The organism is Pseudomonas sp. LBUM1655, assembly GCF_059716085.1.
On sequence record NZ_CP166801.1, the window covers coordinates 380299 to 400792 of the forward strand.

Here is a 20494-nt window from a genome sequence, read left to right on the forward strand (position 1 = left end):
TCGACCGGGGAAGAAAACGATGGGGTGCAGCATAGGTCAGGTGCGGCAGTTGTCCCAACTCAGGACGCATTTTGCCAAGCATTACTGAAACCTTTCATACGCCTCAGTTCCTACAGAACTCATCGTTTGCCATAAAGCCGAGCAATAAAAAAGGCCTCCCGAAGGAGGCCTCTTTTTGTGACAGCCGCTTAGCGCGGCGCTACCGGATCAGCAGCTGTAGTACAGCTCATATTCCAGTGGGTGTACGAAGGTGCGGACCTTGATTTCTTCTTCGGATTTCAGCGCGATGTAAGCGTCGATGAAGTCGTCGGAGAACACGCCGCCCTTGGTCAGGAACGCACGGCCCTTGTCCAGCTCTTCCAGGGCTTCTTTCAGGCTGCCGCAAACTTGTGGGATCTCTTTCGCCTCTTCAGGCGGCAGGTCGTACAGGTTTTTGTCAGCGGCATCGCCTGGGTGGATCTTGTTCTGGATACCGTCCAGGCCGGCCATCAGCAGTGCTGCGAAAGCCAGGTACGGGTTGGCAGCCGGATCCGGGAAACGTGCTTCGATACGACGGCCTTTAGGGCTGTTGACGTAAGGAATACGGATCGAGGCGGAACGGTTACGAGCCGAGTAGGCCAGCATGACCGGAGCTTCGAAGCCTGGCACCAGACGCTTGTACGAGTTGGTAGCCGGGTTGGTGAAGCCGTTCAGGGCCTTACCGTGCTTGATGATGCCGCCGATGAAGTACAGAGCGGTTTCGGACAGGCCGGCATAGCCTTCGCCAGCGAAGGTGTTCTTGCCATCTTTGGAGATGGACATGTGTACGTGCATACCCGAACCGTTGTCGCCGTACAGCGGCTTCGGCATGAAGGTAGCGGTGCGGCCGTAAGCGTCGGCTACGTTGTGTACAACGTATTTCAGAGTCTGAACTTCGTCAGCTTTCTTCACCAGGGTGTTGAACTTGACACCGATTTCGTTCTGACCGGCAGTCGCCACTTCGTGGTGGTGAACTTCAACGGTCTGGCCCATTTCTTCCAGTGCGTTGCACATGGCAGTACGGATTTCGTGGTCGTGGTCGAACGGCGGAACCGGGAAGTAGCCACCTTTGACGCCTGGACGGTGACCCTTGTTACCACCTTCGATGTCCTGGTCGGACATCCACGAACCTTGTTCGGAGTAGATTTTGAACATCGAGCCGGAGATGTCCGACTTGAACTTCACTTCGTCGAAGATGAAGAATTCTGGTTCTGGACCGGCGAAGACGGTGTCACCGATACCGGTGGTCTTCAGGTATTCCTCGGCGCGGTGAGCGATGGCGCGCGGGTCGCGATCGTAACCTTGCATGGTCGACGGTTCGATGATGTCGCAGACCAGGATCAGGGTCGCGTCTTCGGTGAACGGGTCGAGAACGGCAGTTTCGTCGTCCGGCAGCAGGATCATGTCGGAGGCTTCGATGCCTTTCCAGCCAGCGATGGAGGAACCGTCGAACATCTTGCCGACTTCGAAGAAGTCGTCTTCCAGCGCATCGCGAGCCGGCATGGTCACGTGGTGCTGAGTGCCTTTGGTGTCCGTGAAGCGCAGATCAATCCACTTGACGTCATGATCTTTGATGAGTTGAACCGACTTCGACATAGTGTCCTCCGGGTGAATTAGGGCTGGTAGTGGATGCCCTTAATAGTGGTGATGCCGGCGCGAATACTCTGCCAAGGCAACCTGCCTCACAAGGGAGCAAATTGCATGCCAGTGCCCCAGCATGGGTTTTTTGCCCCAAATTCACGCTTATAAAGGTGCAAAGCGCCCTGATGGTGAAAATCTCGCCCTCTAATGTAGCGTCTTAATCCATAAATGACCCGTTTTGGTGCGCGCAAAACCTTCTGCACATTAACTGGTTAAACCTTGAGCAATTTCCGCTATAATCCGCGCCCCCCTTTTTCGGCTGGCCCTGCGCGCGCTGTTTTCATGAAACTAATCGTAAAAGTCTTCCCCGAGATCACCATCAAAAGCCGACCTGTCCGGACGAAATTCATCCGCCAGTTGGCCAAGAACATCCGCGCCGTGCTCCGCGATCTGGACCCGGCTGTGGTGGTGAACGGCGTGTGGGACAACCTCGAGCTGGAAACCCGCGTTACCGACCCCAAAGCCTTGAAAGAGATGGGTGAGCGCCTGACCTGCATGCCGGGCATCGCGCACTTTTTGCAGATCGACGAGTACCCGCTGGGTGACTTCGACGACATTACCGAGAAGTGCAAACAGCACTACGGCGATGCGCTGGCGGGGAAGGTTTTCTCGGTGCGCTGCAAACGTGCAGGCAAGCACACGTTCAGCTCGATGGACGTCGAAAAATACGTCGGCAGCAAGCTGCGCCGTGAGTGCGGTGCCGCCGGCATCGACCTGAAAGCACCGCAAATTAAAGTTCGCATGGAAATTCGCGACAAACGGTTGTTTGTCATCCACAGCCAGCACAACGGCATCGGCGGCTACCCGCTCGGCGCGTTGGAGCAGACGCTGGTATTGATGTCCGGCGGCTTTGATTCGACCGTTGCGGCCTACCAGATCATGCGCCGCGGCCTGATGGCGCACTTCTGCTTCTTCAATCTTGGCGGACGTGCACACGAATTGGGCGTGATGGAAGTCGCGCATTTCATCTGGAAGAAGTACGGCAGCTCGCAGCGCGTGCTATTTGTCAGTGTTCCATTTGAAGAAGTGTTGGGCGAAATTCTCGCCAAAGTCGATAACAGTCATATGGGCGTCGTATTGAAGCGTATGATGTTGCGCGCGTCCTCAGCGATCGCCGACCGCCTGCATATCGATGCGCTGGTCACCGGTGAAGCGATCTCCCAGGTTTCGAGCCAGACGCTGCCGAACCTGTCGGTGATCGATTGCGTGACCGATAAACTGGTCCTGCGCCCGCTGATCGTCGCCCACAAGCAGGACATCATCGACACGGCCAACGAGATCGGCACCGCCGATTTCGCCCGGCACATGCCGGAATACTGCGGCGTCATCTCGGTCAATCCGAAGACCGCCGCCAAGCGTGGCCGCGTTGAGCACGAAGAGAAAGAATTCGACATGGCGGTGCTCGAGCGTGCGCTCGCCAACGCCAAACTGGTCGCGATCGATCGAGTCATCGACGAATTGGGCCAGGATTTGCAGATTGAAGAAGTCGGCGAAGCGCTGGCCGGTCAGATCGTCATCGACATCCGTCACCCGGATGCCGCTGAAGACGAACCGCTGGAGCTTGCCGGCATAGAGGTACAGACGATGCCGTTCTATGCAGTGAACGCACGTTTCAAGGAACTGGACCCTACTCGCCAGTACCTGCTGTATTGCGACAAAGGCGTGATGAGTCGCCTGCATGCCCACCATTTGCTCAGTGAGGGGCATGCCAATGTGCGCGTTTATCGACCGAGCTAAGTGCCCGGGGCTGTTTGCCTGTGGCCTGCGTCACCGGCCCCCCGACACCGCCGTCAAGCTGTAACGGCCATGCCGGACACTACTGCTAATCGCTGCCAAGACTTGTCAGCAAACCGAATCCTCTGATCGAGATACACAAGTGATCGAAAATCTACGCAACATCGCCATCATTGCCCACGTTGACCACGGTAAAACCACCCTGGTAGACAAACTCCTGCGTCAATCCGGCACTCTGGAGCGCAACGAGCTCAACGACGAGCGCGTGATGGACTCCAACGACCAGGAAAAAGAGCGCGGTATTACCATTCTGGCGAAAAACACCGCCATCAACTGGAACGGCTACCACATCAACATCGTGGACACCCCGGGCCACGCCGACTTCGGCGGCGAAGTTGAACGCGTAATGTCGATGGTTGACTCCGTTCTGCTGCTGGTTGACGCTCAAGACGGCCCTATGCCGCAAACCCGTTTCGTGACCAAGAAGGCTTTCGAAGCCGGCCTGCGTCCGATCGTGGTCATCAACAAGGTTGACCGTCCAGGCGCGCGTCCGGACTGGGTTCTGGATCAGATCTTCGACCTGTTCGACAACCTCGGTGCTACCGAAGAACAACTGGACTTCCAGGTTGTTTACGCCTCGGCCCTGAACGGCATTGCCGGTCTGGATCACACCGCCATGGCTGAAGACATGACCCCGCTGTACCAAGCGGTAGTCGATCACGTTCCAGCGCCAAAAGTTGACCGTGAAGGTCCGTTCCAGATGCAAATCTCGGCACTGGACTACAACAGCTTCCTGGGTGTTATCGGCGTTGGCCGTATCGCTCGTGGTAGCGTCAAGCCGAACACCCCGGTTGTTGCTATCGGTGCCGACGGCAAGAAGCGTAACGGTCGTATCCTGAAGCTGATGGGTCACCACGGTCTGCACCGTATCGACGTTGAAGAAGCTTTCGCAGGCGATATCGTTTGCGTCAGCGGTATGGACTCGCTGTTCATCTCCGACACCCTGTGCCACCCGGACACTGTCGAGGCGATGAAGCCTCTGACCGTTGACGAGCCAACCGTTTCGATGACCTTCCAGGTAAACGACTCGCCATTCTGCGGTAAAGAAGGCAAGTTCGTGACGTCCCGTAACATCAAGGACCGTCTGGACAAAGAGCTGCTGTACAACGTTGCTCTGAAAGTTGAAGAAGGCGACACCGCTGACAAGTTCAAGGTTTCCGGCCGTGGTGAGTTGCACCTCTCGGTACTGATCGAAACCATGCGTCGCGAAGGCTTCGAGCTGGCCCTGGGCCGTCCGGAAGTGATCATTCGTGAAGTGAACGGCGTCAAGCAAGAACCGTTCGAAAACGTGACCATCGACATCCCTGAAGATTCGCAGGGCAAGGTCATGGAAGAGATGGGTCTGCGTAAAGGCGACCTGACCAACATGGTTCCGGATGGTAAGGGCCGTGTTCGTCTGGAATACAACATCCCTGCTCGCGGTCTGATCGGTTTCCGTAACCAGTTCCTGACCCTGACCAACGGTGCTGGCATCCTGACCTCGATCTTCGATCGCTACGACACCGTCAAGTCGGGCCACATGTCCGGCCGTCAGAACGGCGTTCTGGTATCGGTTGAAACCGGTAAGGCTCTGACCTACTCGCTGGAAACCCTGCAGGCGCGTGGCAAGCTGTTCGTTGAACACGGTCAGGAGGTCTACACCGGTCAAATCGTCGGCCAGAACAGCCGCGACAACGACCTGGGTATCAACCCAACCAAAGGCAAGAAGCTCGACAACATGCGTGCTTCGGGTAAAGACGAAACCATCGCTCTGGTTCCACCAGTGAAGTTCACTCTGGAACAGGCTCTGGAATACATCCAGGAAGACGAGCTGTGCGAAGTTACTCCTAAGTCCATCCGTCTTCGCAAGAAGATCCTGGACGAAAGCGAGCGTACCCGCGCTGCCAAGAAAGCCAAGATCTAAGTAATTAGTTCAGGCTGAATGAAAACGCCCCCGGTCGAGAGACCGGGGGCGTTTTTGTTTGTCTGGGGTTTGATGATCTCGTTCCTACGCTCTGCGTGGGAATGCCTCAACGGACGCTCCGCGTTCGGCTTTTTGGGACGCAGAGCGTCCCGGGCTGCGTTCCCACGCGAAGCGTGGGAACGCTCAGCATCAGAACTTCTCGATCGCCCGGAAATTCTGCACCCGCTCGACTTCCTTCGGCTTGTAAGCGCAGTATCCCGGGCGCGGGCCGATTTTCGGGTGGTTGCGGCAGGTGTCGGGGCGCTTGTCATAAATGGTGCACAGGCGGCTCTTACGATCCAGGTAGTAGCAATCGTTGTTGCTCATGCGCTGGAGGGTGAAGATGCCCGACTTCTGATTGAAGCGCTCGACCAGCCCTTCCTTTTGCAGGCGCTTGGCGATGTTCTTCGGCGGATCGCCCAGCTCGAATTCATCGACCACGCCGATGCGCACCAGATCCTTGATCTTCACCTCGACCGGCAGCGTGCAGCAGCTGGAGATACAAGAGCCGCACATCGGGGCCGAATATTTGGCCCACGTATCGAGACGATCGATCTCGGCGGCGGCAATCAGGTTGGGCTTCATCATCGGGAGTTACCAGGCGTGTGTGCATCAGGGCGCGCGATCATACCGGGACTGGTGGATTTTTGAACAACCTTTCGCCAGATTTTTTCTGCGTGCGGCCAATCGGTTGGACAAATCGGCACGGCCCCTGCATTCATTGGGGCAGATGCCAAGCGTTTGCCGGGCTATCTCACAGTCCCGGGAAAAACTGCCGAACCAGAGCCGTTACCGTCGGTCAGACCGTCTAGGCTCAGACAATTCCACCGCTCGCCCGAGGTCGTATCGATGACTCAAGAACCGCTAGTTCGCGAAGCAGAGGTGGCCGCATTTCGCGACGCCGTCCTGACCAAACTCACCTACGCGGTGGGCAAAGACCCTGATCACGCCTTCGACCATGACTGGTTCGAAGCCATTGCCCTGGCGGCGCGCGATCACATGGTCGAGCACTGGATGGACCACACCCGGCAGATCTACCGCAAAGGTCAGAAGCGGGTGTATTACCTCTCGCTGGAATTTCTCATCGGCCGGCTGCTCTACGACAGCCTGAGCAACCTCGGCCTGCTCGACGTCGCGCGTGAAGCCCTGACCGAGCTCGGTGTCGATCTGGAGCGCATCCGTCTGCTGGAGCCTGACGCGGCGCTCGGCAACGGCGGCCTCGGACGACTGGCGGCATGCTTCATGGAAAGCATGTCGACCCTCGGCATCGCCGGCCACGGTTACGGCATTCGTTACGAGCACGGCTTGTTCCGGCAGGCCATCGTCGATGGCTGGCAACAGGAGCAGACCGAACACTGGCTGGATTTCGGCAACCCGTGGGAGTTCGAACGGCCGGAAGTTGTTTATTCCATCGGCTTCGGTGGCAGCGTTGAAACCGTCACCGATGCCAGCGGCAAAACCAAACAAGTCTGGTCTCCCGCCGAAACCGTCCGCGCGATTGCCTACGACACGCCGGTAGTCGGCTGGCGCGGGGCGAGCGTCAATACCTTGCGCCTGTGGCGTGCGCGGGCCATGGAAGATTTGCACCTTGAGCGCTTCAACGCCGGTGACCACCTCGGGGCCGTTGCCGAAGTGGCCCGCGCCGAAAGTATCTCGCGTGTGCTTTACCCGGCGGACAGCACCGAGGCCGGGCAAGAGTTGCGCCTGCGCCAGGAATACTTCTTTGTCGCCGCGTCGTTGCAGGATTTGCTACGTCGCCACCGCAACATGCACACCTCGGTGTTGACCTTGGGCGATCATGCCGCGATCCAGCTCAACGACACCCACCCCTCGATTGCCGTCGCCGAATTGATGCGCCAACTGGTCGACGTCTACGACGTGGCCTGGGATGCGGCGTGGCAAGTCACCGTCGACACGCTGTCGTACACCAACCACACGCTGCTGCCGGAAGCGCTGGAAACCTGGCCGGTAGGTTTGATGGAGCGCATGCTGCCACGGCACATGCAGATCATTTACCTGATCAACGCCCAGCACATCGACTCGCTGCGGGCCAAGGGCATCCACGATTTCGACGTGCTGCGCGCGGTGTCACTGATTGAGGAAGACAACGGTCGCCGGGTGCGCATGGGTAACCTCGCATTCCTTGGTTCGCACAGCGTCAACGGCGTGTCCGGATTGCACACGCAACTGATGCGCAGCACGGTGTTCTCCGAGTTGCACAAGCTGTATCCGGAGCGGATCAACAACAAAACCAACGGCATCACTTTCCGGCGCTGGTTGTATCAGGCCAACGCCGAGCTGACCTCGATGCTGGTCGATGCCCTCGGCCCGGACCTACTCGACAACCCTGAAGAGCGCCTGCTCGATCTCGAACCGTTTGCCGAGAAACCCGCGTTCCGAAAAGCCTTCGCCGAGCAACGCCTGCACAGCAAGAAGGCCTTGGCCTATCTGATTCACGAGCGGCTGGGGATCGCAGTCAACCCGGCGGCGATGTTCGACGTCCAAGTCAAACGGATCCACGAATACAAACGCCAGTTGCTCAATTTGCTGCACACCGTGGCGCTGTATCAGGCGATTCGCGCCGAGCCTGAAGTGGACTGGGTGCCGCGCGTGAAGATCTTCGCCGGTAAAGCGGCGGCCAGTTATCACCAGGCCAAACTGATCATCAAGCTGACCAACGACATCGCCCGGGTGGTGAACAACGACCCGACCGTGCGTGGCTTGCTGAAAGTGGTGTTCCTGCCCAACTACAACGTCAGCCTGGCGGAGAGCATTATTCCGGCGGCAGACTTGTCCGAGCAGATTTCCACCGCCGGTTTCGAGGCCTCGGGCACCAGTAACATGAAGTTCGGCCTCAACGGTGCGCTGACCATCGGCACCCTCGACGGCGCCAACGTGGAAATGTGCGAGCGCATCGGTGCCGAGCACATGTTTATCTTCGGCCTCAGTGCCCAGCAGGTTGAAGCGCGCAAACAGAACCACGAGTTCAGCGCGGCGCCGGACATCGCTGCGTCCCATCGTCTCAACGACGTGCTGCAAGCGATCCGCAGTGGCGTGTTCTCGCCGGATGACACTTCGCGCTACACCGGGTTGATCGATTCGCTGGTGGACTACGACCGCTTCCTGGTCTGCGCTGACTTCGACTCCTACTGGGAAGCACAGAAGCGCGTCGAAGAGCATTGGCACGACAGCAACAACTGGTGGCGTTCGGCGGTGCTCAACACTTCGCGAATGGGCTGGTTCTCCTCTGACCGGACGATTCGCGAGTACGCCACGGATATCTGGAAAGCGCTGGAGTAACTTTCCGCTCGGCTCGATATACTGGCGCCCCGGAAAAGATCGCAGCCTTCGCCAGCTCCTACACAGGTCATGTGAACCCCTGTAGGCGCTGCCGAAGGCTGCGATCTTTTTCGATCAGGCTGCGCTAATCTTCCCGGATTGGCCTTCGCGCTTAGGGATATCGACCATGCAATGGATGTTCATGTTGATCGGGCTGGTGCTCGGCTGGCTGCTCGACGAGTCGTTCAGCTCGGCGCTGTTGGGCGCGCTGCTGGGGCTGGTGATCGGGCAAGCGCTGCGCATCGCGCGGCTTGGCTCGCAGGCTGCGCATCAGCAGCATCAACTTGAGCAGGCGAAGGTTGCCTTGCAGGGCATTGAACAGCGCGTGTTCCTGCTCGAAGGCGCACCGGTTCGTGCTGCGCCGCCACCGAGTGTGGCACCGGTCAGCGAGCCATTGGCCGAACCTGTCAAAGTCGTCGAAGAGGCCCCGGCCCCCGAACTGGTCTGGGAACTGCCGGCCGATCTGGAACCACTGTCCGCCGTCGCTCGCGAAACCAGCCAACCGTTGCCGGACGATGTCTGGCGTCTGGACGCCGTCACGCCCGAACCTGAAACACAACCACCCGTCGAACCCCGTGGCCCGAACCTCATCGAGCGCGGGATCAGCGCCGCGCGCAACTGGCTGTTCGGTGGCAATACCGTGCTGCGGGTCGGTGTGGTGCTGTTGTTCTTCGGTCTGGCATTCCTGCTGCGCTACGCCACTGAAGGCATGGTCGTACCGATCGAATTGCGTTACGCCGGGGTCGCGGCTGCGGCGCTGGGCTTGCTGGCGTTGGGCTGGTGGCTGCGACACCGCAACAACAGCTATGCGTTGATGCTGCAAGGCACTGGCATCGCGGTGTTGTACCTGACGGTGTTTGCAGCGATGCGTCTGCATCCGTTGCTGGATCCGTCCGCCGCACTGGGCTTGCTGGTAGCGGTGACGGTGTTCTCGGCGATCCTGGCGATTACCCAGGACTCTCTGGCGCTGGCGTGTGTCGCCGCGCTGGGTGGGTTTGCCGCACCAATCCTGACGTCCACCGGCGCGGGCAACCATGTCGCGCTGTTCAGTTATTTCGCTTTGCTTAACGCCGGCATTCTCACCATCGCCTGGTTCAAGGCCTGGCGGCTGCTCAACCTGATCGGCTTCGTCGGCACCTTCGGTATCGGCTTCGCCTGGGGGCTGCGTTCGTACGCGCCGGAGCTTCTGTGGAGCACCGAGCCGTTCCTGATTCTGTTCTTCCTGATGTATCTCGCCATCGGCCTGCTGTTTGCCCGGCGGAAACTGCTGGATATGCCCGATGCCCCGGCGGATGGCGATCGTGAGGCGCTGCTGAAATGGTCGGCGCGCAAGGGCGATTATGTCGATGGCACGATGCTGTTTGGCCCGCCGATTATCGGCTTCGGTTTGCAGTTCGCGTTGGTTCAGCATCTGGAATTTGCCGCCGCGTTCAGCGCCCTCGCGCTGGGCATGATCTACATGGGCCTGGCCAAGGTGTTGATGGGCGGGCGCGCCGTGTTGCTGGGTGAAACCTGTCTGGCGCTGGGGGTGATTTTCGCCAGTCTGGCGATTCCGCTGGGTCTCGATGCGCGCTGGACTTCGGCAGCCTGGGCCGTCGAAGGTGCGGGGATTTTCTGGCTCGGTTTGCGTCAGCATCGACCGTTTGCCCGGGCCTTTGCCTTGCTCCTGCAATTGGGTTCGGCGCTGGCGTTCATCAGTCAATTGAATGTCGGCGAAAGCAGCCTGCTCGACGGTGCTCCGCTGGGCGCGCTGATGCTCGGCATGGCGTTGTTGTTCAGTTTCTACCAACTGCGTCAGGCCTCGCCGGAACAATTGTCGCCGTGGGAGCGTCAGGTCTTGCCGGTTTTGGCGTGTCTGGGCCTGACCTTCCTTTATCTGCTGGCGCCGTTGTTCTTCTTCGTCCAAGGCACCGCGATCAGTTGGGCGCTGGCGGGTCTGGCGACGTTGTTTGTCGGCCTGCGCCTGCAATCGCGGACCTTCCTGTTTACCGCGTTTGCCGTGCAACTGCTGGGTGGCGCGTTGTTCCTGCTGCGGCTGCAAGGTGCGGGCGAGGATTCGGCGGCGGTGTTCAGCGCCGGTTGGAGCGGTTTGCTTAGCGCATCCTTGATCGGTCTGGCATTGATCGCCGGCATGCTGCTGGCCGCTCGCGACGAGATGGTGCGCGGCGATGTGCGCCTGTTGCGCGGCTTGTCGGTGGTGCTGCTGGCCGGTCTGGTGCTGATCAATCTGGCGGTGTTGTTTGTCCTGCCTTGGCAGACCGCGAGCGCGGTGTGGGCGGCCAGTGGTTTGCTGATCATCTGGTTGAGCCTGTACCTCAAGCAGCGCGTGAGTTTTGTCTTCGGTCTGCTGTTGCAGGTGATCGGCGGTGCGGCGTTCTTGCTGGCCGGTCCCGAGTTGCTTGGGCCGCTGTCTGGTGAGGGTTTGAAACCGTTGGCACATGGCGGATTCTGGACGCCGCTGGTGCTGGGTCTGGCCGCCATGATCGGTGCGTGGCGCCTGCAACTGGGCAATCACGCCTCGGCGTTCGATGCGCTGAGTTTGCAGCGCTTATCCGAGGTGTTGCTGGTGTGGGGTGCCGGTTGGTGGGTGCTGGCGTGGGTCAGTGAGGTGCTGCGTTTTGCCCCTGTGAATCTGCAAGGCACTCTGCTGTTACTGGTTGCGGCGCTGAGCGTGGCGTTGTGGACGCTGCTGTCGCTGCGCTTGAAATGGCCGGCGCTGGGCTTGCTCTGCACGCTGCTGATTCCGGCGGCCGGGCTGGTGCTGCTTGCGGCCTGGCACTCGCGTTATCACCCGGCGGCAGACTTCGGCTGGCTGGCGTGGGCGTTGGTGTTCGCAGTGCATTTCTTCAGTCTGCGGCGTTTGGCGCCGATGCTGCCGGCGCGGGCCTTGAGCACTGCGCATGTGCTTGGCTGCTGGCTGCTGATCGGCGTGTTGGCGCTGGAATTGCGCTACGGCTTGCTGCTGTTGTCCGAGCAATACAACGCCTGGCGTTGGCTGGGCTGGGCGATTTTGCCGAGCCTGTATCTGTTGCTGGCAGCCGCACCGCGCAACTGGCCGTGGCCGGTCGCGGCGTTTGCCCGCGAGTACCGCTTGTACGCCGCCGCGCCGCTGGCGGTGTTGATGCTCGGCTGGTTCTGGCTGGCCAACGGCGTCAGCGATGGCAATGCCGAACCGCTGCCGTATGTGCCGCTGCTCAACCCGTTGGAACTGGGCCTGTTGTTCGCATTGTTCGGGGTTTACGTGTGGTCGCGCAGTGCGGTGTCGCAGCTGTCGATCCGCCAGGACTACGCCGATTACGCCACACAACTGGTCGCCGGGGTGTCGCTGTTCGCCTTCTGCACCGCGTTGGTGACCCGCGCCGCGCACCACTGGGCGGGGATTCCCTTTGAGCTTGATCAACTGCTCGCTTCCATGCTGGTGCAGGCCGGGTTGTCCATCGTCTGGACGTTGATGGCGCTGGGGTTGATGATTGGCGGGCATCTGCGCCATCGTCGCGAGGTCTGGCTGATCGGCGCGGCGCTGATTGCGCTGGTGGTGGCCAAACTGATTTTTGTCGAATTGAGCAACCGTGGCGGCCTCGCCCGAATCGTCTCGTTTATCGGCGTTGGCGTGTTGTTGCTGGTGGTCGGCTACTTCGCGCCGCTGCCACCCAAACGTGTTGAAGCTGAGCCGGCGGCGGACAAACCGGCCCCGGACACCGAAGGAGTTGCATCTTGAGTCGCATGCGTAATCTGGGGTGGTTGGCGTTGGGCGTGGTGATGGCTGCCGGCGCCCAGGAAAAACCGGCGGACTTCGCCACGCAAGTGCCGCTGACGGTCACGGGCAATGGCCCGTGGTATCGCCTCGAACTGCCGCTGAGCGTGCAATTGCAGGCGCGCCAGACCGATCTCGGCGATCTGCGCGTCTTCAACGCTGCCGGCGAAGCCCAGGCCTATGCCTTGGCTCGCGAATCGGCGCAAACCCGCGACGACGGCCAGTTGCACGACGTGAAGTGGTTCCCGCTGTACAACGCCGCCGACGCCACTGAGCGCGCGCCGAATGTGCGCGTGCAATCGACCACCACTGGCACGCTGGTGGAAGTGCAACCGTCCAGCCAATTGGAGGCCGGTGAAGAAGTGCTGCGCGGCTGGCTGCTCGATGCCAGCGCGATCAAGGCGCCGTTGCAGCAACTGATCCTCGACTGGACCAGCGAGCGCGACGGCTTTCAGCGTTTCAGCATCGAGGCCAGCGACGATTTGCAGCGCTGGCAACCGTGGGGCGAAGGGCAGGTCGCGCGCCTGACCTTTTCCGATGAGCGCATCGAACAACACGAAGTGACGTTGCCGGGGCAATCGGCGCGTTATTTGCGCTTGCTGTGGGATTCGCCGAGTTCGGCGCCGATCCTCACCTCGGCACAACTGAAAAGCAGCGACCCGCGCAATCTGCCGCTGCCATTGGTCTGGTCGCAGGCATTGGCCGGCAGCAGCACCAAGGCCGGGGAATACACCTGGCAGTTGCCGATGGGGCTGAATGTCGAGCGGGTTCAGGTTGAGTTGAAACAACCGAACAGTCTGGCGCCGGTGACGTTGGCCGGTCGGCGTGAGAGCAGCCTGCCTTGGCAGACGCTGAGCAGTGGCTTGCTGTATCGCCTGACGCAGAATGGTCAGGACGTGGTGCAGAACGAATTGCAACTTTACGGGCAGACCGTGCAGCAGTTGAAGCTGACGGTGGATGAGCGCGGTGGTGGTTTGGGCGAGCAGGCGCCGAGTTTGAAATATGCGGTGCGGGCGACGCAGGTGATTTTCCTTGCGCGTGGGGCGGGGCCTTACAGTCTGGCGCTGGGCAGTCCAAGTGTGAAAACCGCTAACTTGCCGTTGTCGACGCTGATCCCGGATTTCAAACCGGAGAAACTGGCGACGTTGGGTAAGGCGACGGTTCAGGGGGAAGCAATAATCACGCAGACCTCAACCGCCACTACGGCGGCCGTGGCTGAGACTAATTGGAAGAAGATCGGTTTGTGGGCGGTGTTGCTGCTGAGTGTGGTTTTTCTCGGGACGATGGCGTTCAGTCTGCTGCGTAAGCCTCCCGCTAATTCCTGAAAAAGGCGGGTGCTGCGCACCCGATCGCGAGCAGGCTCACTCCTACAGGGATCGCATTCCATCTGAAGAAATGCGCTCCCTGTAGGAGTGAGCCTGCTCGCGATCGCGGTCTACCAGCCAGCAAAAATCTTCGAACTGTTGCCGTCAGCCAAGCACCACCCGTCTCGAACCGGTCTACGCTAAACCCCGTACCTGAACTCTCCCGACCCAATCACGTCTGATGCAAGCAATTGCGCCCCAACGCACGTTACCGGGCGTCTTCGCTCGCTACGTTTTCAGACTCCCTGTAAACTGCGCGGGTTTTTAGCCCCCCATTCCACCGGAGCCGTCCATGTCCCGCGTTACCTTGAGTCGCTATTTGATTGAGCAGACCCGCAGCAACAACACTCCTGCCGATCTGCGCTTCCTGATCGAAGTGGTGGCGCGTGCCTGCAAGGAGATCAGCCACGCCGTGTCCAAAGGCGCCCTGGGTGGTGTTCTGGGCAGCATGGGCACTGAAAACGTACAAGGCGAAGTGCAGAAGAAGCTCGACGTGATCTCCAACGAGATCCTGCTCGAAGCCAACGAATGGGGCGGTCACCTGGCCGGCATGGCGTCCGAAGAAATGGACAATGCCTACCAGATCCCGGGCAAATACCCGAAAGGCGCGTACCTGCTGGTATTCGACCCACTGGACGGTTCGTCGAACATCGACATCAACGCCCCGGTCGGCACTATCTTCTCCGTGCTGCGTTGCCCGAACGAATACCTGAGCCAGAACGAAGCGCTGAATGAAAAAGCCTTCCTCCAGCCAGGCACCGAGCAGGTCGCTGCCGGTTACGCGATCTACGGCCCGCAGACCATGCTGGTACTGACCCTGGGCGACGGCGTCAAAGGCTTCACCCTGGACCGCGAAATGGGCAGCTTCGTGCTGACCCACGAAGACATCACCATTCCTGAGTCCACCCAGGAATTCGCCATCAACATGTCCAACCAGCGTCACTGGGAAGCCCCGGTGCAGCGCTACGTTGACGAGCTGCTGGCTGGCGAAGAAGGTCCGCTGAAAAAGAACTACAACATGCGTTGGGTCGCGGCGATGGTTGCCGACGTTCACCGCATCCTGACCCGTGGTGGCCTGTTCATGTACCCGCGCGACAGCCGCGAGCCGTCGAAGCCGGGCAAACTGCGTCTGATGTACGAAGCCAACCCGATGTCGTTCCTGGTGGAACAAGCAGGCGGCGCGTCCACCGACGGGCACCAGCGCATTCTCGACATTCAGCCTGAAGGCCTGCACCAGCGTGTTGCGGTGTTCCTCGGCTCGAAAGAAGAAGTCGCACGCGCCACGGCCTACCACAAGGCTTAAGCCTTGAACGCGCCCTGGCAGCCGTTGCTCGATTGGTGGTTCGGTCACGCCGAATTACCGGACGAGGTTTCGGCTGACAAGGGCAAGTTGTGGTTCGGCAAGCGTGACAGCCAAGACCTCGAAGCGCGAACGCGTTTCGGGGTCTTTGTCGATCAGGCCCTGGCCGGCGAATTGACCGAGTGGACGCAATGTCCCGAAGGTTGGCTGGCGGTGGTGCTATTGCTCGATCAATTGCCGCGAATGATCTTTCGCGACTCTCCCAAAGCTTTCTCCGGTGATCTGCGTGCGCAGAAGCTCGTCGCGCAAGGCATTGCTGCGGATTTTGACCGGCAGTTGAAGCCGATTCAGCGGGTATTCATCTACCTCGTCTTCGAACACTGCGAAAACCTTGCGGTGCAGAACGAAGCGGTTTCGCGGTTTATCGATCTGGTGGCTGAGCAGCCGCTAGCGCAGCGGGCGGTGTTTGCCGACAATCTGGATTATGCCGAGCGGCATCAGAAAGTGATTGCGCGGTTTGGACGGTTTCCGCATCGCAATGCGGTGTTGGGGCGCGAGTCTACGGCTGAGGAGTTGGAGTTTCTGTCTGGGCCGGGGTCACGGTTCTAAATCTTCATCGCGGCTGAATCCCTCTTCGCGAGCAGGCTCGCTCCCACAGTTGAAATGCATTCCAATGTGGGAGCGGGCTTGCCCGCGAAGAGGCCTGTGGCAGCGCCTTAAATCCTGAAACTACCCACCAACTGCTTCAACCGCGCCGCCTGCTGCTCCAGATCCGAGCACGCCCGCAACGTCGCCTGCAAGTTCTCCACGCCTTCCTGATTCAGCGTGTTTATCTCGTTGATATCAACGTTGATCGACTCGACCACAGCGGTCTGTTCTTCAGTCGCAGTGGCTACCGACTGGTTCATTCCGTCGATCTCGCCGATGCGCTGGGTCACGCTGCCAAGGCGTTCGCCGGCCTGGTTGGCGATGCCGACGCTGCTTTCGCTCTCGCGCTGGCTCTCGGTCATGATGCTGACCGCCTGACGCGCGCCGACTTGCAGTTCTTCGATCATCTTCTGCACTTGCTGCGCCGAATCCTGGGTGCGGTGCGCCAGATTTCGCACTTCGTCAGCGACCACGGCGAAACCACGGCCAGCCTCACCGGCACGGGCCGCTTCAATCGCGGCGTTCAGCGCGAGCAGGTTGGTTTGCTGGGAGATGCTGGTGATCACTTCCAGAATCTGGCCGATATTCACCGTGTTGCTGTTCAGGGTTTCGATGTTGCCGCAGGAGTCGCTGATCTTCGCCGAGAGCTGCTGCATCGCGTGGATGGTTTTATCCACAACCTGCTGACCGTCGACCGCGAGGCTGCGCGCATCACTTGAGTGTTGCGAGGCGAGGGCGGCGTTCTGGGCGATTTCCTGGGCGGCGGCGCCGAGTTGGTTGATCGCCGCCGCGACGCTGTTGGTGCGGCTCGATTGCTGATCGGAGTTGTACATCGACGAGTTCGACGCGGCGACCACGCGCAGGGCGACTTCGTTGACCTGGCCGGTGGCCGAGGCCACTTCGCGGATCGAGGTGTGGATGCGTTCGACGAAGCGGTTGAACGATGTGCCCAGCGCGCCGAACTCATCGTTACCGTGGATCACCAGACGCTTGGTCAGGTCGCCTTCACCTTCGGCGATGTCATGCATGGCTCGGCCCATGGTCAGCAGCGGTTGCATCAGCACGCGGATCAGCATGCCGAGCAGGGCGATGATGATCACCACGGCAATGACCATGGCGATCAGCGCCGAGGTGCGGAATTCGCTGAGCATCGAAAACGCGGTGTCTTTATCCAGCACCAGCGCCACGTACCAGTCGGCCGATGGCACACCGTTGACGCGGGTGAAGGAGATCAACTGAGTCTTGCCGTCGAACTCGACTTCTTTCAGGCCCGGGCTGACTTTTGGCGCACCGTTTGGATAGGCCTCGGCGAGGGTCTTGAGCACCAGTTTGCTGTCCGGGTGGATCAGGATTTTGCCGTCGGCACTGACGATGAACGCATGGCCGTGGCCGCCGAAGTTCAGCGAGTTGATGATCGCGCTGACGCTGGTCAGGTCGATGTCGGCACCGGCGACGCCGAGCATCTGGCCCTGACGCTGTACCGGGGTGGCGACGGTGATCACCAGTTTGCCCGAGGAGGCGGCGATGTACGGTTCGGTGACGATGGTCTGCTGGGCGCTGTTGGCCGCTTTGTACCAGCCACGGGCACGCGGGTCGTAATCCGGCGCGCGGTTGCCGGCGGGCACGGAGAACATCACGCCGTCCGCACCGCCAAAGTAGCTGAGCTGGAAATTGCCGGTGTAGGCGGGCAGGTCGATGATGCGTTTCAGGCTGGCAGGCGCATTACCGTCGACGACAACCTGTTGAGACAGCGATTGCAGCAATTGAATGCGACTTTCCAGCCAGGTCTGGATGTTGCTGGTGGTCAGGCTGCCCAGCTCCTGCATCGTGGCTTCGGTGCTGCTGCTCAGGGCTTCGCGTTGTCGATAGTCATTGAAAAAGATGAAACAGGCGAACGCAACGGCCACCACGAGGGCGGCAGCCAACAAGATTTTGTGGCTGAATTTCATGTTTCTGGTCATCGAATGAACTACCGCGAAGGTGCTGGTCAAGAAAGGGCGGCAATTTGCCACACTCGTGGGCTTTGCGCTGCTCTTATTTCGACCGCCGCGCGCCAAAGATTAGGCTGCTTTGGTGAAATACGACGAAATGCTCAATAGCCCTACAAAGTGTCTGATTTAAAGGCAAAAGCCAGACGGGCGGGCTAATAAATAGCCGTCCGCCCACGGAACCAGATGAGGGTTTTCTCTTCTAAGCTTCTGGTTGGCACCATGCCATCCCCCCTCGTTCCAGGAGTTACACCATGTCGCTGCGATCTATCGCCCTTCTGTCGTTTTGCGTGCTGTTGGCCGCATGCAGCAAGGTCAATCAGGAAAACTACTCGAAGCTTTCGGCTGGCATGGCCAAGGCTGAAGTCGAGACACTGCTCGGCAAACCCACTGACTGCTCGGGTGCGCTCGGCATGTCCAGTTGCACTTGGGGCGACAAGAACAGCTTTATCAGCGTGCAATACGCCGGTGACAAAGTGCTGATGTTTTCCGGCCAAGGCCTGAAGTAAACCGGGGCTTCGCGCCCACGGAGAAGAAAAATGAAGCGGTTATTGCTAATCCTTTTTGCCGGCCTGGTACTGGCCGGCTGCGCCACTTCCGGCGTAGATCCGTTGGCGCCGAAAACCGTCAACAGCGTCAATCTCAAGCGTTACCAGGGCACCTGGTATGAGCTGGCGCGCTTGCCGATGTACTTCCAGCGCAATTGCGCGCAATCCGAAGCCCATTACACCCTCAAGCCTGACGGTAATGTCGCGGTGCTCAATCGCTGCCTGACTCCGGACTGGCAATGGGAAGAAGCCAAAGGCACGGCTTATCCACAGGTGCCGGGCAAGACCGACAAGCTGTGGGTCGAGTTCGATACCTGGTTCTCACGCCTGATTCCGGGTGTGGCGAAGGGCGAATACTGGGTGTTGTACGTCAGCGATGACTACAAGACCGCCATCGTCGGCGACCCGAGTCGCAAGTACATGTGGTTGCTGTCGCGCACGCCGACTGTCAACGGTGTGGTGCGCGAAGAGCTGCTGAGCAAGGCGCGTCAGCAGGGTTATGACACCACGCGATTGATCTGGCGGGCGTCGGATCGGCAGATGGCCAAGACTTCGAATTAAGCATCGCCACAAAATCGAAATGTGGGAGCGAGCCTGCTCGCGAAGAGGGCGTGTCAGTTAACGAAAATGTTGACTGATACACCGCTTTCGCGAGCAGGCTCGCTCCCACATTTGGTTTTGGGTCAGCCCAGAAGTTCGCGCAGGACTTGGGTGAAAGCGCGATTGCTTTCTTCTTCTGCCGCGTGGCGTCCATCGCGCACCACCCACTGGCCATTGACCAACACATCACGCACCTGACGATCGCCGCCGGCAAACAGCCAGCGATTCAAAATCCCGTCGCCAGTGGCTGTCGCCAGATACGGATCGTTGCCATCGAGCACAATCCAGTCCGCACGTTTGCCAACTTCCAGCGCACCAATCGGTTGCCCCAGTGCCTGAGCACCGCCATCCAGTGCGGCGTCGTACAGCGTGCGGCCGACCATCGGCTGATCTGCGCCATACAAGCGGTTACGTCGCTGATCACGCAGACGCTGGCCGTATTCCAGCCAACGCAATTCTTCCACCACGCTGAGCGACACATGGCTGTCGGAACCGATACCCATGCGCCCGCCCTGAGCGAGGAAGTCCACCGCCGGGAAAATCCCGTCGCCGAGGTTCGCCTCGGTGGTCAGGCACAGGCCGGCGATGGCGCGACTCTTGGCCATCAGCGTGACTTCTTCCGGGTTGGCATGAGTGGCGTGAACGAGGCACCAGCGCTGATCGACTTCGGTGTTTTCGTAGAGCCATTGCAGCGGACGACGACCGCTCCAGCTCAGGCAGTCATCGACTTCCTTCTGCTGTTCGGCGATGTGGATGTGCACCGGGCACTGCTTGTCGCTGGCCGCCAGCACTTCGCTGATCTGCTGCGGGGTGACCGCGCGCAACGAGTGGAAGCACAGGCCCAGGGATTGCGCCTTCTGTTGCGCCAGCAGCGGCTGTAAGCGTGACTGCAGATTCAGGTAGTTTTCAGTGCTGTTGATGAAGCGGCGCTGGCCGTCATTCGGGATCTGCCCACCGAAACCTGCGTGGCTATAGAGCACCGGCAGCAGGGTCAGACCGATACCACTTTCACCGGCGGCCTGACTGATGCGTAACGCCAACTCGGCCGGATCGGCGTAAGGCTGGCCGTTGCTGTCATGATGCACGTAGTGAAATTCGGCCACCGAGGTGTAACCGGCCTTGAGCATTTCGATGTACAGCTGTCGGGCGATGACGCCGAGTTGATCGGGGCTGATTTTTCCGACGAGCCGATACATCAAGTCGCGCCACGTCCAGAAACTGTCGTTGGGATTACCGGCCACTTCGGCCAAACCGGCCATTGCTCGCTGGAACGCGTGGGAGTGCAGATTGGGCATCCCCGGCAGCAGCGGACCGCTTAACCGTTCGGCGCCATCTGCGGTGGAATCGGCCTGGATTTGGGTCAACACGCCATCGGCGCTGACCTCAAGACGTACATTGTTGGCCCATCCGTTAGGCAGCAGCGCGCGCTCGGCAAAGAAAGCGGACATGGTTCAGCACCCCATCGTGTGTTATTTGTATATACATATACAGACGTTTGCCTGCCCGGTAAACTCCGGCAAGCTAGCAACCTCTACCGACGAACAAGGATTCACCGTGC

Annotated in this window: 13 protein-coding genes and 1 pseudogene; 9 read left to right on the forward strand and 5 right to left on the reverse strand. The window is 59.8% G+C overall.

Annotation, left to right across the window (positions count from 1 at the left end; translation table 11 throughout):
- Nucleotides 1-207: 207 nt before the first annotated feature.
- Nucleotides 208-1614: a glutamate--ammonia ligase gene (glnA, locus tag ACA074_RS01735; RefSeq protein ID WP_150604017.1), complete on the reverse strand. Its 1407-nt coding sequence runs from the start codon at nt 1612-1614 to the stop codon at nt 208-210.
- Between the two features lie 327 nt (nt 1615-1941).
- On the opposite strand from glnA, the gene thiI reads away from it, so the two are divergent.
- Both thiI and typA read left to right on the forward strand, forming a co-directional pair.
- Complete coding sequence (gene thiI, locus ACA074_RS01740) at nt 1942-3396, forward strand: tRNA uracil 4-sulfurtransferase ThiI (RefSeq protein ID WP_497616077.1); 1455 nt, start codon at nt 1942-1944, stop codon at nt 3394-3396.
- A gap of 139 nt (nt 3397-3535) precedes the next feature.
- Entirely contained in the window at nt 3536-5356 is a 1821-nt protein-coding gene (gene typA, locus ACA074_RS01745) for a translational GTPase TypA (protein ID WP_489879706.1), read from the forward strand.
- 189 nt (nt 5357-5545) lie between these two features.
- Here the strand turns inward: typA and ACA074_RS01750 are convergent, their stop codons facing one another.
- Nucleotides 5546-5983, reverse strand: a complete 438-nt coding sequence (locus ACA074_RS01750; RefSeq protein ID WP_064117051.1) for a YkgJ family cysteine cluster protein — start codon at nt 5981-5983, stop codon at nt 5546-5548.
- 261 nt (nt 5984-6244) lie between these two features.
- Between ACA074_RS01750 and ACA074_RS01755 the strand changes: the two genes are divergently transcribed.
- The 5 genes from ACA074_RS01755 to ACA074_RS01775 all read left to right on the forward strand — a co-directional run bounded on the left by ACA074_RS01755 (nt 6245) and on the right by ACA074_RS01775 (nt 15761).
- A complete protein-coding gene (locus tag ACA074_RS01755) occupies nt 6245-8695 on the forward strand; it encodes a glycogen/starch/alpha-glucan phosphorylase (protein ID WP_187678863.1) in 2451 nt (816 codons plus the stop codon).
- Nucleotides 8696-8861: 166 nt separating this feature from the next.
- Nucleotides 8862-12452, forward strand: a complete 3591-nt coding sequence (locus ACA074_RS01760; RefSeq protein WP_497678332.1) for a DUF2339 domain-containing protein — start codon at nt 8862-8864, stop codon at nt 12450-12452.
- Nucleotides 12449-13813 (forward strand): DUF3999 domain-containing protein, encoded by a 1365-nt coding sequence (locus ACA074_RS01765; protein ID WP_497678333.1) that lies wholly within the window; start codon nt 12449-12451, stop codon nt 13811-13813. Before ACA074_RS01760 ends, ACA074_RS01765 begins: the two co-directional genes overlap by 4 nt.
- A 331-nt stretch (nt 13814-14144) precedes the next feature.
- The gene (locus tag ACA074_RS01770) at nt 14145-15155 is read left to right on the forward strand and encodes a class 1 fructose-bisphosphatase (protein WP_187678860.1); all 1011 of its coding nucleotides are present in this window, start codon (nt 14145-14147) and stop codon (nt 15153-15155) included.
- 3 nt (nt 15156-15158) lie between these two features.
- On the forward strand, nt 15159-15761 hold the full coding sequence (locus ACA074_RS01775) for a DUF924 family protein (protein WP_497678334.1): 603 nt from the start codon (nt 15159-15161) through the stop codon (nt 15759-15761).
- A gap of 107 nt (nt 15762-15868) precedes the next feature.
- Here ACA074_RS01775 and ACA074_RS01780 read toward each other — a convergent pair whose 3' ends face one another.
- Nucleotides 15869-16633: a methyl-accepting chemotaxis protein gene (locus ACA074_RS01780; RefSeq protein WP_370872645.1), complete on the reverse strand. Its 765-nt coding sequence runs from the start codon at nt 16631-16633 to the stop codon at nt 15869-15871.
- A gap of 93 nt (nt 16634-16726) precedes the next feature.
- Nucleotides 16727-17761 (reverse strand): annotated as a pseudogene (locus tag ACA074_RS01785) (HAMP domain-containing protein); the annotation flags it as partial.
- Nucleotides 17762-18042: 281 nt separating this feature from the next.
- On the opposite strand from ACA074_RS01785, the gene ACA074_RS01790 reads away from it, so the two are divergent.
- Both ACA074_RS01790 and ACA074_RS01795 read left to right on the forward strand, forming a co-directional pair.
- Entirely contained in the window at nt 18043-18297 is a 255-nt protein-coding gene (locus ACA074_RS01790; RefSeq protein ID WP_007952486.1) for a hypothetical protein, read from the forward strand.
- 30 nt (nt 18298-18327) lie between these two features.
- Nucleotides 18328-18897 carry a lipocalin family protein gene (locus ACA074_RS01795; RefSeq protein ID WP_093430049.1) on the forward strand — a complete coding sequence of 190 codons (570 nt, stop codon included), beginning with the start codon at nt 18328-18330 and terminating at the stop codon, nt 18895-18897.
- Between the two features lie 122 nt (nt 18898-19019).
- On the opposite strand, the gene ACA074_RS01800 is transcribed toward ACA074_RS01795, so the two are convergent.
- Nucleotides 19020-20384 (reverse strand): formimidoylglutamate deiminase, encoded by a 1365-nt coding sequence (locus ACA074_RS01800; RefSeq protein WP_497678335.1) that lies wholly within the window; start codon nt 20382-20384, stop codon nt 19020-19022.
- Nucleotides 20385-20494: the final 110 nt, after the last annotated feature.

Excerpts from the sequence above, each read along its gene's own strand:
- glnA (WP_150604017.1), bottom strand. The coding sequence starts at position 1,614 with ATGTCGAAGTCGGTTCAACTCATCAAAGATCATGACGTCAAGTGGATT.
- thiI (WP_497616077.1), top strand. The coding sequence starts at position 1,942 with ATGAAACTAATCGTAAAAGTCTTCCCCGAGATCACCATCAAAAGCCGA.
- ACA074_RS01750 (WP_064117051.1), bottom strand. The coding sequence starts at position 5,983 with ATGATGAAGCCCAACCTGATTGCCGCCGCCGAGATCGATCGTCTCGAT.
- ACA074_RS01755 (WP_187678863.1), top strand. The coding sequence starts at position 6,245 with ATGACTCAAGAACCGCTAGTTCGCGAAGCAGAGGTGGCCGCATTTCGC.
- ACA074_RS01760 (WP_497678332.1), top strand. The coding sequence starts at position 8,862 with ATGCAATGGATGTTCATGTTGATCGGGCTGGTGCTCGGCTGGCTGCTC.
- ACA074_RS01770 (WP_187678860.1), top strand. The coding sequence starts at position 14,145 with ATGTCCCGCGTTACCTTGAGTCGCTATTTGATTGAGCAGACCCGCAGC.
- ACA074_RS01780 (WP_370872645.1), bottom strand. The coding sequence starts at position 16,633 with ATGTACAACTCCGATCAGCAATCGAGCCGCACCAACAGCGTCGCGGCG.
- ACA074_RS01790 (WP_007952486.1), top strand. The coding sequence starts at position 18,043 with ATGTCGCTGCGATCTATCGCCCTTCTGTCGTTTTGCGTGCTGTTGGCC.
- ACA074_RS01795 (WP_093430049.1), top strand. The coding sequence starts at position 18,328 with ATGAAGCGGTTATTGCTAATCCTTTTTGCCGGCCTGGTACTGGCCGGC.
- ACA074_RS01800 (WP_497678335.1), bottom strand. The coding sequence starts at position 20,384 with ATGTCCGCTTTCTTTGCCGAGCGCGCGCTGCTGCCTAACGGATGGGCC.